General features: G+C 65.3%; 13 protein-coding genes and 2 pseudogenes. 2 read left to right on the top strand and 13 right to left on the bottom strand.

Annotation, left to right across the window (positions count from 1 at the left end; genetic code table 11):
- Positions 1 to 13 precede the first annotated feature (13 nt).
- A pseudogene (locus CK220_RS15030) lies at positions 14 to 600 on the bottom strand (sarcosine oxidase subunit gamma family protein).
- Positions 601 to 799: 199 nt separating this feature from the next.
- Positions 800 to 1,420, bottom strand: a pseudogene (locus tag CK220_RS15025) (XRE family transcriptional regulator); the annotation flags it as partial.
- Between the two features lie 10 nt (positions 1,421 to 1,430).
- On the opposite strand from CK220_RS15025, the gene CK220_RS31935 reads away from it, so the two are divergent.
- Positions 1,431 to 1,643: a hypothetical protein gene (locus CK220_RS31935; RefSeq protein ID WP_176479095.1), complete on the top strand. Its 213-nt coding sequence runs from the start codon at positions 1,431 to 1,433 to the stop codon at positions 1,641 to 1,643.
- Positions 1,644 to 1,721: 78 nt separating this feature from the next.
- Here the strand turns inward: CK220_RS31935 and CK220_RS15020 are convergent, their stop codons facing one another.
- The 5 genes from CK220_RS15020 to CK220_RS15000 all read right to left on the bottom strand — a co-directional run bounded on the left by CK220_RS15020 (position 1,722) and on the right by CK220_RS15000 (position 6,966).
- Positions 1,722 to 2,507 carry a glucose 1-dehydrogenase gene (locus CK220_RS15020; RefSeq protein WP_095812285.1) on the bottom strand — a complete coding sequence of 262 codons (786 nt, stop codon included), beginning with the start codon at positions 2,505 to 2,507 and terminating at the stop codon, positions 1,722 to 1,724.
- A 12-nt stretch (positions 2,508 to 2,519) separates the two neighbouring features.
- On the bottom strand, positions 2,520 to 3,284 hold the full coding sequence (locus CK220_RS15015; RefSeq protein WP_095812284.1) for an SDR family oxidoreductase: 765 nt from the start codon (positions 3,282 to 3,284) through the stop codon (positions 2,520 to 2,522).
- Between the two features lie 108 nt (positions 3,285 to 3,392).
- Positions 3,393 to 4,901: a sugar ABC transporter ATP-binding protein gene (locus tag CK220_RS15010; protein ID WP_095812283.1), complete on the bottom strand. Its 1,509-nt coding sequence runs from the start codon at positions 4,899 to 4,901 to the stop codon at positions 3,393 to 3,395.
- Between the two features lie 26 nt (positions 4,902 to 4,927).
- Positions 4,928 to 5,866, bottom strand: a complete 939-nt coding sequence (locus CK220_RS15005; protein WP_095812282.1) for a sugar ABC transporter substrate-binding protein — start codon at positions 5,864 to 5,866, stop codon at positions 4,928 to 4,930.
- A 113-nt stretch (positions 5,867 to 5,979) separates the two neighbouring features.
- The gene (locus tag CK220_RS15000; RefSeq protein WP_095812437.1) at positions 5,980 to 6,966 is read right to left on the bottom strand and encodes an ABC transporter permease; all 987 of its coding nucleotides are present in this window, start codon (positions 6,964 to 6,966) and stop codon (positions 5,980 to 5,982) included.
- A 239-nt stretch (positions 6,967 to 7,205) separates the two neighbouring features.
- Between CK220_RS15000 and CK220_RS14995 the strand changes: the two genes are divergently transcribed.
- Positions 7,206 to 8,168, top strand: a complete 963-nt coding sequence (locus CK220_RS14995; RefSeq protein WP_095812281.1) for a sugar-binding transcriptional regulator — start codon at positions 7,206 to 7,208, stop codon at positions 8,166 to 8,168.
- Here CK220_RS14995 and CK220_RS14990 read toward each other — a convergent pair.
- The 6 genes from CK220_RS14990 to CK220_RS14965 all read right to left on the bottom strand — a co-directional run bounded on the left by CK220_RS14990 (position 8,158) and on the right by CK220_RS14965 (position 17,010).
- Complete coding sequence (locus tag CK220_RS14990) at positions 8,158 to 9,657, bottom strand: FGGY family carbohydrate kinase (RefSeq protein WP_095812280.1); 1,500 nt, start codon at positions 9,655 to 9,657, stop codon at positions 8,158 to 8,160. The two genes, CK220_RS14995 and CK220_RS14990, sit on opposite strands and share 11 nt — an antisense overlap.
- Positions 9,658 to 9,780: 123 nt before the next feature.
- Complete coding sequence (locus CK220_RS14985) at positions 9,781 to 11,103, bottom strand: homoserine dehydrogenase (RefSeq protein WP_095812279.1); 1,323 nt, start codon at positions 11,101 to 11,103, stop codon at positions 9,781 to 9,783.
- Between the two features lie 323 nt (positions 11,104 to 11,426).
- The gene (locus tag CK220_RS14980; RefSeq protein ID WP_245429211.1) at positions 11,427 to 13,448 is read right to left on the bottom strand and encodes an ABC transporter ATP-binding protein; all 2,022 of its coding nucleotides are present in this window, start codon (positions 13,446 to 13,448) and stop codon (positions 11,427 to 11,429) included.
- Positions 13,441 to 14,325, bottom strand: a complete 885-nt coding sequence (locus CK220_RS14975; RefSeq protein ID WP_095812436.1) for an ABC transporter permease — start codon at positions 14,323 to 14,325, stop codon at positions 13,441 to 13,443. Before CK220_RS14975 ends, CK220_RS14980 begins: the two co-directional genes overlap by 8 nt.
- Positions 14,322 to 15,260: an ABC transporter permease gene (locus CK220_RS14970; RefSeq protein ID WP_278055482.1), complete on the bottom strand. Its 939-nt coding sequence runs from the start codon at positions 15,258 to 15,260 to the stop codon at positions 14,322 to 14,324. The genes CK220_RS14975 and CK220_RS14970 overlap by 4 nt, the downstream gene beginning before the upstream one ends.
- An 85-nt stretch (positions 15,261 to 15,345) precedes the next feature.
- The gene (locus CK220_RS14965) at positions 15,346 to 17,010 is read right to left on the bottom strand and encodes an ABC transporter substrate-binding protein (protein ID WP_095812276.1); all 1,665 of its coding nucleotides are present in this window, start codon (positions 17,008 to 17,010) and stop codon (positions 15,346 to 15,348) included.
- Positions 17,011 to 17,120: the final 110 nt, after the last annotated feature.

The raw sequence follows: 17,120 nt of genomic DNA, 5'->3' as shown, positions 1-17,120 counted from the left end.
CTCGGCGAGGCGCCTACGCCAATTCCCCGGAATGCGCGATCGTCGCGCCATACCCCGCGGCCGAGTCGAGCATCGTGTGCCACAGGCTCTCGGCGAAGGTTGCGAATACCAGGAGGTTGAACACGGCCTGGCGGTCTTGCCGGTCCTTGCCGCGCCAGAGCGTCACGCTGGTATGGTCGATCGAGGTGGCGGCTGCCGTGCCGATGGGGAACACATCGCGGTGCAGGTCGATGGACGACAGCTTGGCCAGCATCGTGCGCGCTTTGGCGCCGAAAATGCTGATCAGCGCTCGCGCATGCGATTGATCGGAGAGCGAGGCCGAACCGGCAACACCGGGGCAAGCGTCTCGATCGTATGCTTGCCGCCATTCGACAGCACGAGGAACTGGTCCGGTCCTGACCAGATCAGCGTCGCGTCGCCGCGAAGGCGCGCTTCGGCGTTGACCGTCTCGGCCGCCTTGCCGCGCCGCGCCATCACCTGGACGAGGTCGAAATTGCGGATCTCGTTCAGCGACACGCCGGCTTCGCCCGGCGCGCCATAACGGGCGGCGACCAGGGCGCGCTCAAGCGGACTGCGTGTATCCCAGGAAAACTCAGCCACGCTGGCGCCCTCCGTCCGGATCGTAGAAGACGGGATTGCAGAGCTCGACATCGTACTCCTCGCCGCGCAGCGGATCATGCGCGCGCACGATCTCGCCGATGCGCTCGCGTCCGCGCTCGACGAGCCCGAGCCCGATCCACTGGTCGAGGTCCGAACCCTCGACGAATGCGTCATTGAACGAGGGTCGGCGTTCGGGCGGTCAGCTCGTGCTGTTCTGCGGATAGCAGATGATGGAGAGATAGCGCATCGGCAGCTGTGTCAGCTCTTCCGGCCCATGCGGCGCATCGGCGTCGAAGAACAGGCTGTCGCCCGGCTTCATCGGATAGAGATTGCTGCCGTGCCGGTACACGACCTCGCCCTCGAGCATATAGAGGAACTCCATGCCCGCATGCTGGAAGGTCGGGAACACGTCGGAATCCTCGGTCAGCGTGATCAGATAGGGCTCGACGACCACGCCGCTGGTGTTGGCGCCGATATGGCCGAGCAGATTGTACTGGTGGCCGGCGCGCGTGCCGCGCCGCTCGACGTGGACGCCTTCGCCGGCCTTGACGAAGACGGCGGCGCGCTCCTCCTCGAAGCGGCGGAAGAAAGCGGTGACCGGGACCCCGAGCGCCCGCGACAGCGCCTGCAGCGTGGTCAGCGACGGCGAGGTGATGCCGTTCTCGATCTTCGACAGCATGCCCAGCGAAATGTCGGTGGCGGCCGCGAGATCGGCGACGGTGATACCGAGCTTCTTGCGGAATGCGCGCACCTCATGGCCGATCGCCACCTCCAGCACTTTCTCGCGCGTGTCGCGGACGGCGTGCGGATTCTGCGTCAGCGGCGCGCGGATGGTTCGCACGGTTCACCCGTCCGCCGAGACGCTCTTCGGCAACGGCTTGGCTTGGGCGCTCGCGCCGGAAGGCTTGGTGTCGGTCGTCGTCTTCGCCATGGCGCCCCTCAACTTTCCGCCGATTTATTTCACTCGCGGTGAACATATTCGGTTCCGATACAAGAGCGCAATGATGGCGGCAAGCCATCTTATGTCGCAGAGCCTGCGATGAAATCGGCTGGTGCGATCCCGCTGCCCTGGGTCGCAGGCTAGGCTGGCGCCTCACGCACTCAACGCCTCGCAGGCCTTCTCACGACATGATCAGGCCGCCGTCGACATTGATCGTCTGTCCGGTGATGTAGGCCGCGTCATCACTGGCGAGAAAGCTGACGAGGCCCGAAACATCCTCGCCGCTGCCCGCGCGACCCATAGGGATATTCTTCACCCATTCTGCCATCAGCTCGCCCGGCTTGTAGTCGCCGAGCAGCTTGCCCCAGGCAGTGTCGTTATAGGTCCACATGTCGGTGTCGATGATGCCGGGGCAGATGGCATTGACGGTGATCTTTTCCTTGGCCACCTCCTTCGCGAGGCTCTGCGTGATGCCGACGACGCCGAATTTCGACGCCGCGTAATGCGGCGTGTAGATGAAACCCTGCCGCGCCTGGCCGGACGCGGTGTTGATCAGCCGGCCGCCTTGGCCGTGCTTGCGCATGCGCGCGATCGCTTCCTGGCAGCACAGGAACACGCCTTTCGTGTTCACCGCCATCACCTTGTCCCACTCGGATTCCGTCATCGCTTCGATTTTCGCGATGGTGATGACGCCGGCGTTCTGCACCGAAATGTCGACCCGACCGAATTCCTTCTCCGCGAGATCGTAGAGCGCTTCGACCTCGTCCTTCTTCGTCACGTCCATGCGCATCGAGGCGACCTTCGCGCCCGCAGCCTTCAGACCGGCGGCAACCTCGTCGACGCCTGGATCGATGGCGCTGATCACGACCGCCGCACCTTCCGCCGCGAAGCGCTTCGCCATGGCCGCACCGATGCCGCCGCTGGCGCCTGTGATGATTGCTGTCTTTCCTTCGAAACGCTTCTGCACTTTCTCTTTCTCCTACCAGCAGACGAAGCCGCCATCGACGATGAGGTCGATGCCGGTGACGAAACTCGCGGCCCGGCTCGCCAGGAATACGGTCGGCCCGATCATTTCCTCCGGCGTCGCCATGCGGCCCATCGGCGTGTCCCGCTCGAAGATCTTGACCTGCTCGGCGACCTCCGGCCGCTTGTTCATCGGCGTCAGCGTGTAGCCGGGGCTCACCACATTGACGCGCAGGCCGCGATCGGCCCACTCCATGGCGAGGCTCTTCGACATGTGGATCACCGCCGCCTTGGACGAATTATAGTGCGCCTGCGTCAGGCCGCGGTTGACGATCGAGCCGGACATCGAGGCGATGTTGATGATCGAGCCGTTGCGGCGGGGCAGCATGACGCGCGCCTCGGCCTGGCAGCACAGGAACACGCCGTTGACATTGACGTCGTAGATCTTCTGCCACTTCTCCATCGGCAGCGTCTCGGCGGGCTCGGCACCGGCGACGCCGGCATTGTTGACCGCGATCGTCAGCGCGCCGAGTTCCTTTTCGATGCGTTCGACCGCTGCCGCGAGATCGCTCGCCGATGTGACGGTTCCGGTCAGCACCAGCGCCTTGCGGCCGAGCGCCCTGATCTTGCCGGCCGTCTCTTCCAGCCCGCCCTTCGAGCTGTGGCCGAAGCAGGCGACATCGGCGCCGGCTTCCGCAAGACCGATGGCGATCGCATGACCGATGCCGCTGCCGGCGCCCGTTACCAGCGCCACGTCGCCATGAAGATCGAAAAGTTTCATCTTTCTCCCTCTCCCTGAAAGAAGGGGCGCCAGCCCTGCTGGCGCCCCGCGCGGTCCGGTGCTTGGGAGGGTATCACCTGCTGCGCTTTGTTCCCATCTGCCGTGCCCTCAGCTCGTGGCGAGCTCCATCACGGCGACATTGCTTGACTCGTCGCGATCGAGGATGCCGCGCTGGCGGCCGCGGCTCAGCACCAGCACGCGGTGCGAAAGCCCCAACACTTCCTCGAGATCGGAGCTCACCACCACCACGGCCATGCCCGAGCGGGCGAGGTCGGCAATGACATCGTAGATCGCCGCGCGGGCGCCGACGTCGATGCCGCGCGTCGGCTCATCGAGGATGAACACCTTGGGCGGCCGCGACACCCATTTGGCGATGATCACCTTCTGCTGGTTGCCGCCGGATAGTTTTGAGACCGCCTGGTTCGGCCGACCCTTGACGCCGAGCCTCGATATGCCGGTCTCGGCGAACCTCTGCACCGCTTTGGGAAACACCCAGCCCTTCGGCGCGACATGGTCGAAATTGCCGATCGCGAGGTTCTCGCCGATCGTCTGTTCCAATACGACGCCCTGTTCCTTGCGGTCCTCCGGCACCAGCACGACGCCGGCCCTGATCGCCGCCGCCGGGCCGCTGAGATGGACAGGCTGATCCGCGACGCGCACCACGCCCGACGAGATCGGATCGGCGCCGGCGATCGCCCTGACCAGCTCGGTGCGGCCGGCGCCGATCAGCCCGGCGATGCCCAGGATTTCGCCCGATTTCACCGAGAACGATACATTGTTGAAGCTGCGCTCCGGCGAGGACAGGTTCTCGACCTCGAGCAGCGTCTTTTCGCCAGGCGGCGACAGCTTCGGGAACATCCGTTCGACGCTGCGTCCGACCATCTGCTCGACGACTGTGCGCACCGGAATGTCGGCGCGCTCGTGCCGGGCGACGATGCGGCCGTCGCGCATAACCACCACGCGGTCGGCGATCTGCGCGATCTCGTCCAGCCGGTGGCTGATATAGATGAAGGACATGCCTTCGGCCTTGAGCTTGCGGATTTGCTTGAACAGCAGCTCCGTCTCCTCGCCGCCGAGCGCGGCAGTCGGCTCGTCGAGGATCAGAAGCTCGGCATTCAGCGTCAGCGCCTTGGCGATCTCGACCTGCTGCTGCGCCGCCACGCGCAGCGTGCGCACCTTGCGCTCGGGCGAGACGTCGAGGCCGAGGCGCTTCAACTGCGCCGAGGCCTTCGCGTTCATGGTGGCGCGGTCGATGCGGCCGCTCCGCATCGGCAGGCGGCCGACATAGACATTCTCCGCCACCGAGAGATCCGGCAGCAGCTTCAATTCCTGATGGATCATGCCGACGCCGGCCTCGATGGCCGCGGCGGGGTTGGCGGGGGAATAGGGCTTCCCCCGCCAGATGATGGTGCCGGCGTCCGGCTTGATCGAACCGGCGATGATGTTGGACACCGTCGACTTGCCGGCACCGTTCTCGCCGAGCAGCGCCACGACTTCGCCCGGCCGCACCTCGAAGCTTGCATCGGCCAGGACCTGCACCGGTCCGTAGCTTTTGCAGAGGCCGTTGACGAAGAGCCCGTTATGAGGACTTTCGCTTTGGCGAGGTTCAGCGGACATCGTGGCGCTCTCTCAGGGTTGCCGCCTTAGGGATGCTTCTCGATGAACTGCGCGACGTTATCCTTGGTGGTCAGCGTCGCGTCTTGCAGTTGCTCGGCCGGCAGCTTTTCACCCGCCACGATCTTGATCGCCGAGTCGACGGCGAGCCGGCCCATGCCCTGCGTCTGCTGCGTCGCGGTGACGTCGAACACGCCGTCCTTCAGCGCCTTGAGCGCCGCAACGTCGCCGTCGAAGCCGGCGATCCAGACCTTGTGGTCGGGGTTGGCGACCTTGACCGCCTGCGCGGCGCCCAGAGCCAGCGCGTCGGCCTGGCCGAAGATGATCGAGACATTCGGATGGGCCTGCAGCAGGTCCTGCGCCAGCTTGAAGCCTTCATCCTGGTGCCACTGATCGCTCCAGAGCTCGCCGACCACCTTGATATCCGGATAGGCCTTCAGCGCTTCGCCGCAGCCCTTGGAGCGGTCGACTTCCGGCGTCGTGCCCTTCTGGCCATGGATGATCACCATCTCGCCTTTGCCGCCGGCCTGCTTGGCGATGTAGTCGCACACGCCCTTGGCCGAGTTGACGCTGTCGGTGGCGATGAAGGTGTCGCCGGGCGCCCCCTCGGCGTTGCGATCGACATTGACCACGGGAATGCCGGCGGCCTTCGCGGTCTTGGTCGGCACGGTCGCGGCAGTGGCGCCGGCCGGGATATAGATCAGCGCGTCGATGTTCTGCGTCACGAGATCCTGCACCTGGCTGACCTGCGTTGCCGAATCGCCCTTGGCGTCGACGGTGATGACCTCGATGCCCTTCTCCTTGGCATAGGCTTCGACCGACTGCTTGATCTGGTTGAAGAAGTCCGCCTGCAGATTGGCGACGGCGAGGCCGAGCTTCTTGGCGTCCTTGGCCGAGGCGGCATCGGACAGGCCGAGCAGCGGGACGATGGCCGCGACCGCAAGCAGCAGTGAACGTTTCGTCAGCATGTTTTTCCTCCGTTGGTGTTCAATCTGTCCGCCTGCGCATCGCGGCGCCCTCGGCCGGACAGTCCCAGTCTCGGATCGACCGATCCGTTCCGCCCGGACGTCCGGGCGAATTCCTATTGCCTGCGCCGCCGCCAGGTGTCGGTGGCGACCGCCAGCGCGATCACCACGCCGATCACCACCTGCTGAATGAAGGGCGACACGCCGAGCAGGTTGAGGCCGTTGCGCAGCACGCCGATGATGAGCACGCCGATCGCTGTGCCGCCGATCGAGCCGATGCCGCCGGAAAGGCTGGCGCCGCCGATCACCACCGCGGCGATCGTGTCGAGCTCGTAGCCGACGCCCGAGCTTGGCTGCACGGAATCAAGCCGCGCCGCGAGCACGATGCCGGCCAGCCCGGCGAGAAGTGCGCAGATTGCGTAGACCCAGTTGGTCAGCGACTTCACTGGAATGCCGGAGAGGCGGGCAACCTCGGCGCTGCCGCCGATCGCATAGAGGCTGCGGCCGGTGGCGCGATAGTTGAGGAAGATGGCGAAGACGATCGCCAGCACGATCATCAGCCCGACGGTGACCGACAGGAAACCGAAATGGCGCACGATCGAGAGGTTGGTGAACCAGTCGGGAAAGCCGACGATCTGCGAGCCGTCGGTGATCATGTTGGCGAGGCCGCGCGCCACCGACATCATGGCAAGCGTCGCGATGAAGGGCGGCAGCTTCGTCACCGTCACCAGCAGGCCCGAGACCAGGCCGCAGAGGGCGGCGACCATGAGCGCCGCGACGATGCCCACCGGGACGCCGAGGTTGAGATAGTCGGGATAGGCGACATAGCCCATCACCATCGCGGCCAGCGCCAGCACCGAGCCGACGGAAAGGTCGATGCCGCCGATCAGGATGACCAGCGTCATGCCGATCGCCATGATGCCGAGCACGGTCACTTGGTCGAGCACGTTGAGGATGTTGCGGACGGTCAGGAAGGTGTCGGTGGTCAGCGCCAGCGCCAGGCACAGAAGCACCAGCCCGATCAGCGGTCCCATCGTTCCGGCAAACAGCGCCGAAAGCTTCGCACCCGAAGCGGCCTGCGCGGCGCCGGTGCCAGCCTTCAACTCGCTCGTCTCGTTGCTCACGGCCACTTCGTCTCCTCCGTCAGCGACCGGCGGTGGCCCGCCGGCTGCTCTTGTTCACCAGGCATCCTCCCTTGTGAACAATTTATCTTTGATCTGCAATTTTGTTCAGCTAAAACGTTCATCAGAAAATTGTCAAGTGCCGCGCAGCCATTCGGCGGCAGTTTGCGTGAACCGACAGTTTGCCATAGGGAAGTCGAGCGCATACGGGAGGCATAAGCATGGCGGCGATCGAGAACGACAAGGTCTCGCGTTTTCCGGATGCCGAGCTCAAGGCCCGAGCCGCCTGGCACTATTATGTCGAAGGGCTGACGCAGGAGCGGATCTCGGAGATCCTCGGCGTTGGCCGCATCAAGGTGCACCGAATTCTGTCGGCCGCACGTGAGGAGGGCGTGGTCCAGTTCCGCATTCGCGACAGCGTCGTCGAATGCGTGCAGCTGGAGGAAGGCCTGAAGCAGCGCTTTGGCCTCAGCCAGGCGGTGGTCGTGCCGTCGGCCGCCGACCGGAGCAACGCGCCGCTGATGATCGGCCACGCCGCCGCCGCCTATCTCGCCGACAACGTCAACCCTGGCGACGTCATCGCGCTGGGCTGGGGCAGGACGCTGAAATTCGCCATCAACGAATTGCCCAGGCGGCCGATTGCCAGGACCACGGTGGTCTCGATGCTTGGCGGCCTCACCCACGCGCAGCCGCTCAATCCGACCGAGAGCGCTTGGGAATTCGCCGAGAAGATCGGGGCCGAATGCTATCTGCTGCCCGTGCCCGTCTATGCCGACAGGCCGGAGCAGCGCGATGCTTTCATGAGCCAGCGCAGCGTCCAGGATGTGGTCTTTAGGGCGCGGCGCGCCAACATCGCCGTGCTCAGCGTCGGCTCCTTCTCCAGCGACAGCCCGATCGCCAATTACGGCTTTATCAAGCCGAGCGAGCTCGAGGAATTGCAGGCGGCCGGCGCGGTCGGCGATATCCTCTGCCACTTCATCGATGCCGAGGGTCGCATCGTGGACCACGAGGTCAATCGCCGCGTCTGCGCCTACCCGCTGCAGGATCTCTCCGACATTCCGACGACCATCCTGGTGTCGGGCGGGCGGGAGAAGATCGCCGTCATGCATGCGGCGCTCGCCAACACCAAGGTCTCGGTGCTGATCACCGACGAAGACGCAGCCAAGGGCTTGCTTAGCCGGTAGCTCCGATAATCGCGCCGAGCCGCGCATGGATGTCGCGTGTCGCGTGATAGAGGTCGCGATAGATTTCTTTGCGGGCGCGGTAGGCCGGAACCAGCGCCTCGATAGGATCGACCTGCCTTGCCGGCTGTGCCGCCATCGCCTTTGCCGCCTCCTCCGGCGAAGCGAACCAGCCGATTGCCGAGGCCGCGAGCATGGCGGCCCCCAGCGCCGCCGCTTCGTTGACCGGCGAGACGAAGAGCGGCCGCTCGAGCACGCTCGCCATGATTTCCATCAGCAGCGCGCAATTGGTTCCGCCGCCGGCCGCGATCATCGCGTCGGCCTTGCCGGTCTGTTCCTCCATCGCATCGGTCGCGATCGCCTGCTCCAGCGCTATGCCTTCCAGCACCGCGCGGAAGAGATGCTTCGGCTCGTGATCGAGCGACAGGCCCACGATGGCGCCGCGCGCCGAGCCGTCCCAGTAAGGGCTCATGACGCCTGCCCAATAGGGCATGACCAGCAATCCGTCGCTGCCTGGTGCGACATCCTTCGCAGCCTTCTCCAGCACCGCGGCCGAAGCCGCGCCGGTGGTGCGCACGATCCAGTCGACCAACTGCATGCCGGAACGCAGCACGGTCTCCAGCATGAAGCCGGAGCCGGTCGGCGAAACGAGCGTGCGGAACGCATCCGATGTCGTGACGGTGTCGGAATAGTTTCCGCTGACGATGCCTGAACCCAGCGACAGATAGCTTTTGCCGGGACCGTAGACTCCCATGCCGAGGCCCATCGCCTGGCCGTCTCCGGCGCCCGCAATAACCGGCGTGCCTGCCTTCAGGCCGATCATCGCCGCGACACTTTCCGACAACGTGCCGCAGACCGCGCCCGGGGCTGCGAGCTCCGGCAGTTGTTCCGGCCGCAGGCCCGCCGCCTCGACCAGCCTTGGGTGCCAGGTGCAATGCGCGATATCGAGCAGGCCGAGCGGATCGGCGCTCGCCGTGCTGGTGATGAGCCGCCCGGTAAGCCGGTGGACCAAGAAGGCGTGCACGTCGACCAGCGCGGCCGCTTGCGCCAACGCGTGCGGCCGGTGCTCCATCAGCCAGACCAAAGCGTAGAGCGCCGGCGTCGGGTCCGGCGGCTTGCCGCTCCAGTCGCGGATCGCCTCGCGGCCAAGTTCTTCCGAAAGCCGCGCCACCTGGCGGCGGGCGCGTTCGTCGAGCCACAATATGGCGGGGATGAGCGGCCTGCCGGCGCTGTCGATCAGCGTGAAGCTCTCGCGCTGGTGGGCGATCGAGATCGCCTTCACGCGCCCCGCGCCGACCTTGTCGGCGACTTGCTTCAGCACCGACAAAAGGGCGGTCCACCAATGCTCGGCGTCCTGCTCGAAGTGGCCGGGCGCCGGATTGGACAGCGGGTAGGTCTCGCGTGCCTGGAAAAGCTCCGTGCCGTCGCGCGCAAAAGCGATCGCCTTCACGGCGGTCGTCGAGGCGTCGATCCCGATTACGACATCGTCCATCAGGCTGGGATCCAGAGGGTTGGTGCATGTCGCGCAAAAGTGTGCAGCGGTTTTGCGAAAACGACATGCATAAAAACAAAGACCTAAAGCGCGTCGCCTGGATCCGTTTCAGCGCGACGCGCTTTAGGCCGCGTTGGTTACGAACCGTCCGTCCGACTGGTCGAGACGACGGCGGATCTGGGTTATCACCATCGAATCGTCGGGTACACAGTTTTCATAGGTCAGGAAGTCGCCGGCCTTGACCGGCTTCACCACCTTGGCGCGTTCGGCAAGCCCGAGCGGCAGAGCGCCCTTGGCGCGCGCGTCCTCCCAAGTCATGGCGAAGCCGCGATAGTCGTTCTCGCCGATCATGCCGAGCGACTGGCCGGTGCCGAGATTGGTCTTGGCCACCGCCACCGCCTCGGCCACCGGATGGTCGAGCGGCTCCATGTCGGCGCGCCTGTAAACCACGGCGCGCGCCGCCGAGAGCGGCACTTCCAGGCTGGTGAGGTGATAGGGGCGGAAGATCGTGAAATAGGGGCCCTTGCCGACCTTGAGGTCGATCATGCGCTCCAGCACGCGCGGATGCTTGGTTTCGATGATGCAGAACACGCCGGGCGCCACGCCCTTGCCGATCGAATAGTCGACAACGCCCTTGCGATGGAGCACGCCGCCATCCTCGCGCGGGCAGAGCACGCTGGCTAGTTCTTCAAGCGTCGCGGTCGGGCCGTGCATGCCCGGCACGTCGGGCACCAGTCCCGTCGCGTTGGCGATCGCCACCATCTCGATTGCCGTCTTCGAGCCGTCGACGAACTCGACCAGCATGCGCGCATTCATGTTGCGCTCGGCCGCCTCCTTCTCGTAGTCGGCCGGCACGGCGTCGAACTTCAGCGGATTGTTCTTGCCCTTGCCGGCGGCAACGATGTTGAAGCCGAGGCTTTTGGCGAAGCCGATGATCTCCAGCGTGCAGGCAGGCTCGTCGCCGGCAGCACCTGTGTAGACGACGCCGGCCTTGCGCGCCTCTTCCTTCAGGAAGCGGCCGATGGTGATGTCGGCCTCGACATTGAGCATGACGATATGCTTGCCGTTCTTCATCACTTCGAGCGCGAACAGCGTGCCGATATTGGGATTTCCGGTTGCGTCGATAATGACGTCGATGCGGCCGGCGGCGGCGAGCGCATGCAGGTCTTCGGTGACCGCGATCTTGCCGGCCTCGATGGCCCGGTCGATGGCCGAGGCATTGGCCGCCTGCACGATCTCGGAACGGTCATGGCCGGCAAGCAGCGCCGCGTCGATCGCCACCTGCGGCCTGACCTCCGAAATGGCGCCGATGCGCATGCCCGGCATGAGTGCGACCTGAACGACGATATCCGTTCCCATCTGTCCGGCGCCGGCGAGACCGATGGTGATCGGCCCTTGTTTCTCAGCGCGCTGCAGGAGTTCCGCTGCGAATTGCGGATGGGACATGTCGCTTCCTCCGGTCCTTGGCGCGCCAGTGCGCCGCGATCACCTTTTGAACATTCCTATTTGTATTTGAAAAATATTTCAACCGGGATTTCGGTGGTCTGCTCAGGAAACAGCCGGGCGAAGACTCCGAGACAATGCGGGGCGGGTGATGTCGGGCAGCATAGAGAGGCGCAAGGACCCCTACGGACGGTTCGAGACGAGGTTGCCGCCCGGCAGGCGTTGTAGACGTCGCTAAGGGAGGAGCGCGACAGTGTCAGAGCGCTGCCGCCCTGCGCCGCCGTCGGCGCAGCCAATCCAGCAGACGCGCCGCATTCTGGCGGCGATCACGCCGGCTCCACGGCCTTCGGCTTCTGCAGCCTTGCCAGTTCCGCAAAAGGAATATGGCAGCGGATGGTGTGCCCGGGCTCGGCCTCGGAAAGTTGCGGCTCCTGCGTCTCGCAGATCGCGCCGATCTTGCGCGGGCATCTCGTGTGGAAGACGCAGCCCGTCGGCGGGTTGGCGGCGCTCGGGATTTCGCCGTCGAGGCGGATGCGCCCGCTCTCCATGCGATCGAGTTTCGGTACCGCCGACAGCAGTGCTTCGGTGTACGGGTGGTGCGGGCCGGAAAACACCGCTTCCGAGGGCCCCAACTCCATGATGCGGCCGAGATAGAGCACCGCGATCTTGTCGGAGAGATAGCGCACCACGCCGAGGTCGTGCGAGATGAAGATGTAGCTGACATCCTGCTTCGACTGCAGGTCGGCCAAAAGGTTGAGGATCGCCGCCTGCACCGACACGTCAAGCGCCGAAGTCGGCTCGTCGCAGACGACGATGCGCGGATCGCCGGCGAAGGCGCGCGCGATCGCCACGCGCTGCTTCAGCCCGCCCGAGAGCTGCCGCGGCTTGACCGCGAGATGCCGGTCGGTGAGCCGCACCGAGCGGACGAGTTCCTCGAGCCGCGTGTCCAGCGTCTTGCCGGTGAGCCCGCCCAGCCGCTTCAAAGCGCGGCTGAGAATATGCCGTATCGAATGCGAGCGGTTGAGCGCCGAGTCCGGATTCTGGAAGACGATCTGCACCGCCTTGACCTGGTCCTCCGAGCGGCTGGCGAGCCGCGGCGCCAACTGCTTGCCCTCGAGTTCGATGCTGCCGCCTTCGTCCGGCGGCACCAGGCCAAGCAGCAGCCTCGCGAAAGTGGTCTTGCCGCTGCCGGATTCGCCGACCAACCCGAGCGTCTCGCCGGGCCGCAGGCTGACCGAGACATCCTTCACCGCCCTCAGCGGACGGCCATGGCTGGCATAAGTTTTGTTCAGCCCCTCGACCTGCAGCACGGGCGGTGCCTGCTTCGGCGCGACGGCGGCAATCTCGGCGGGTGTCGCGCGCGGCAGCGACTGCGCCTTGTCGTGATAGTGGCAGCGCGACAGCCGGCCGCCTCCAAGCTCATAGAGCGGCGGCGCCTCGCTGCGGCAGCGCTCCGTCGCCAGCGCGCAGCGGTCGGCGAAGGCGCAGCCGACGATCGTAGCGCCGATGCCGGGCAAGAAGCCGGGGATGGTGTCGAGCCGGCCCTGATCCTTGCGCTGGCCGCCACGCGGCAGGCAGCGCAGCAGCGCCACCGTGTATGGATGGCGCGGATCGTTGAACACGTCCTTCGTCGAGCCTTCCTCGACCAGCATGCCGGCATAGAGCACGCCGACCCGGTCGCACATGTTGGAGACCACGGCGAGGTTGTGGCTGATGAACAGGATTGAGGCTGAAAGCTCGCGGCGCAACTGCGCGATCAGGTCGAGCACTTCGGCTTCGACCGTGGCGTCGAGACCGGTCGTCGGCTCGTCGAGGATCAGCATCGAAGGATCGTTGGCCAAGGCCATGGCGATCGCCACGCGCTGCTGCATGCCGCCGGAAAGCTGGTGCGGGTAGCGCTGCATGACGCTGGCCGGATCCGAGATGCGCACAAGATTCAGCATCGCGATCGCCTTGTCGCTCGCCGCCTGTCCCGACATGCCGGCAAGCTCGAAGATCTCGGTCAACTGGCGGCCGATGCGCAGTGACGGATTCAGCGCCTTTCCGGGATCCTGATAGACCATGGAGACGCTTTCCGCGCGGGCGCGTCTGAGCGCCTCGGCATCGAGCTTCATCACATCCTGGCCGTCGAGCGCGATCGAGCCGCCGGTGATCGAGCCGTTGCGCGGCAGGTAGCGAACCACCGACAGCGCCGCGGTGGATTTGCCGCAGCCGGATTCGCCGACCAGCCCATAGGCCTCGCCGCGGCCGATCTTGAAGCTGACATTGCGCAGCACCGCCCGGTTGCGGCCGCCGACGCGATAGGCGACCGAGAGATCGTTGAGCTCGAGCGCGTTCCTGTCAGTCATTGAACGCTCCATGGACGCCGTCGGCCACCAGGTTGACCCCGATCACCAGCGAGGCGATCGCCAGCGCGTCGAACAGCACCGTCCACCAGAAGCCGCCGCCGATCATGCCGTAATTGCTGGAGATCGAGAGCCCCCAGTCGGGCGAGGGCGGCTGGATGCCGAAGCCCATGAAGGAGAGCGTGGCAACGGCGAAGATCGCATAGCCCAGCCGCACCGTCGTCTCGACCAGGATCGGCGGGATGACGTTGGGCAGGATCTCGACGAACATCGTGTGCAGCGCGCCTTCGTGGCGAAGCTTTGCTGCCGCGACATAGTCCAGCTCACGCTCGGCCAGCACCGCCGAACGCACGGTGCGGGCGATGATCGGTGCGAAGCTCAAGCCGATGACGACGATGACGGTGATCTTGGAGGTGCCGAGCGCGACGATGGCGAGCAGTGCGATGATCACCACCGGGATCGCCATGAAGGCTTCAAGCACGCGGCTGACGACGTCGTCGACGATGCCGCGGAAATAACCGATGAGGAGGCCGAGCGCGGTGCCGGCGATGGTCGCCAGGATGGTGGCCAAAGGCGCCACCGTCAGGATATCGCGCGAGCCGACGATGACGCGCGAGAAGACATCGCGGCCGATCTGGTCGGTGCCGAACCAGTGCTCGGCCGACGGCGGCGCCAGCGCGTTGATGATGTCGTCGGCAAGCGGATCGTAAGGCACGAAATGCTCGCCGAACAGCGCGCAGACGATCCAGAACAGGACGATGCCGAGCCCGGTCAGGAAGGTTCCCGATCGCAGCAACGAATGCAGCACCTCGCCCCAGGGGCTGCGCTGTGTCGCGGCGTCCGGCGTTGGCAGGTTCGCGGGTGTGTCTGTAGCGCTCATTGCTCCGCTCCCAGCCGGATGCGCGGATTGAGCACCGAATAGAGGAAATCGGCGATCAATGTGGCCACCGCATAGACGATGCCGATGGTGAGGATGCCGGCCTCGAGCATCGGAAAATCCTTGCCGCGCGCGGCGGTGAAGATCAGCGAGCCGATGCCCTGGTAGCGGAACAGCGTCTCGATCACGACAAGGCCGCCGATGAGATAGCCGGTCTGGGTTGCGATGACGGTGATGGTCGGCAATAGCGCGTTGCGCAGCACATGGCGCCAGATCACCGTGCGCCACGGCAGACCTTTAAGCACCGCGGTGCGCGTATAGTCGGAATCGAGCGCCTCGATCATCCCCGACCGCGCCATGCGAGCGATATAGCCGAACAGCACCAGAAACAGCGGCAGCGACGGCAGGATGAGATAATAGAGCTGGGTGAAGAAGCCGGCACCCTTCGGCCAGGCCGCCGCGATCGGCAGCCAGCGCAGCCAGACGCCGAAGATCAGGATCAGGATGATGCCGGTGACGAACTCCGGCAGCACCGTCACCGACAATCCGCCGAGACTGATGATGCGGTCGAGCGGCCGGTTGAGGTTGAGCGCGGCGATCACGCCGCCGAGGATGCCGATCGGCACCACCAGCACGAAGGCGACAAGCGCCAGCTTCATCGAATTGCCCAGCGCGTCGATGACGAAGGGCGCCACAGGCGCGCGAAAAATGTAGGACGTGCCCATGTCGCCATGGAGGAAGTTCCAGATCCAGCTTCCGTATTGGACGAGCAGCGGCCGGTCGACGCCGAGCGAGTGGTTGAGCGCGTCGACGGCACGCTGGTCGGCAAACGGCCCCAATATCGCGCGCCCGACATTGCCGGGCAGCACCTGGCCGCCCAGGAACACCATGACGCTGAGCAGGAACAGCGTCACGAGCGACAGAGCCAGGCGCCGGATGAGGAAGCCGAGGATGGCGAATACTCCTATTGGAGCCGGCCCTCCGTCGAGAGCCGGCTGTCACGGATAAGCTTGCTCTCTCGCGTCAGCCTTTCGAAGCCTTTTCGAGGAACAGCTGCGACATGGCGGTGGGCTGCACGCCCGCCACGCCTTTCGCCGTAGCCGTCAGGTAGTCGTAGAAATAGCCGAAGATCACCGGCGTTTCCTCGAGCAGCAGCTTCTGGATCTTGCCGGCTGCAGCCTTCTGCGCCTCGAGGTCGAGGGCCGCGATGTAGCTGGTCGCCAGCTGGTCATAGTCCTTGTTCTTGAAATGCGCGGCATTCCAGGTGCCCTCGCTCTTCAGCGGCGCCGCGAGATAGACGTTCGGCACGCCGCGGTGGCCGTAGTCGGTGATGCCCATCACCGAATCCAGCCAGTTCGATTTGCCGAACACCGCATCGCCGTAATAGGCGCTCTGGTCGAGGATGTTGAGCTCGAGCTCGATGCCGATCTCCTTGACCCAGTTCTGGATCAGCTGCGCGTATTCGGGGATTTCCAGATAGCGCTCGGTGGTCAGCGTTATCTTGAACCCCTTGCCGGCGCCGGCCGCCTCCATCAGCTGCTTGGCCTGCGCGATGTCCTGCTCGCGCTGCGGCACGCTGGTATCCGTCGACGGATAGACCCCGGCGAACGGGCTGTCATTGCCTTCCTGGGCACGGCCCTTCATCAGGCCGGCGACCAACTTCTTGCGATCGATGCTGAGCGCAATGGCGCGGCGTACCCGCGGATCCTTCATCGGACCGTCGTCGCAGCGCAGATGCAGTTGCTGATGCGCGGACGATTTCAGGCTGAGGACGTTGACGTTCGGATCGTTGAGGACGGCGACGCCCGCCAGCACCGGCATCTGATTGATGATGTCGATCTGGCCGCCCTGCAGCGCCAGGATCTGCGGCTGGATGTCGGTGAAGAAGGTGAATTCGGTGCGCTCCGGCAGGGCCTTTTCGCCCCAGTAGTTCTCATTGCGAACGAAGGAGGCGCCGACTTTGGGCGTGTACTTCTCCAGCTTGAAGGGTCCGGTGCCGTCGAAGCTCTTTTCGTAATCGCCCTTGTAGCTCGCCGGGATGATGACGGCGTTGTAGTTGTCGGACGACAGCATGTAGGGGAAGTTGCCGTTCGGCGCGTCGAGGTGGAATTCCACCGTGTAGTCGTCGACCTTCTTGCTGGCGCCCTTCGAGAGGATGCCGCTGAACACCGAGAGCGCGTTGGAGGAGTTGGCGGGGTCGGCAAGCCGGTCGATGCTGGCCACCACGTCCTCGGCCTTCATCTCGCCGCCTGAGTGGAACTTGACGCCCTTGCGCAGCGTGAAGGTCCACACCGAGCCATCGGCATTCGGCTTCCAGCTTTCGGCCAGCGCCGGCTTGAGCACCAGGTCGGGACCGTCGACGCAGAGGAATTCGGCGACCTGCTGCATGACGAGCAGGCCGCCGGCGTCGGCGATGGTGACCGGGTCGATCGCTGCGGCCGGCACGCTGCTGCCGACGCGGATGGTGGCGCCCGGCGCGCCCTGGGCGCGGGCAAGCGAGGGCGCGGCACCGAAGCCGGCGGCCACGCCGATGCGGCCGAGAAGCGGCAGCGACAGGCCGAGCAGGCTGCCGTGGCGCACGAAATCGCGGCGGCTGACGCGGCCGTCGATGAGGCCGTCGATGAGGTGATTTTCGAGCGGCGTGCGGTTGCGCCGGATTAGATCGAGAACGCGGTAGTTCTTGCTCATGGGTCTAAACCCTTTCCCCAGTTCTTGTGGTTGGCGAGTGCATTCCGGTTGACGACGTTCCGTGGAGTTCTCCGGTCCCGGCCATCGTCAAGAATTCAGTCGAACGAACT

It is taken from the genome of Mesorhizobium sp. WSM3860, from assembly GCF_002294995.1.
Taxonomy (GTDB): Bacteria; Pseudomonadota; Alphaproteobacteria; order Rhizobiales; family Rhizobiaceae; genus Mesorhizobium.
This window is presented reverse-complemented; position numbering and strand designations above follow the sequence as displayed.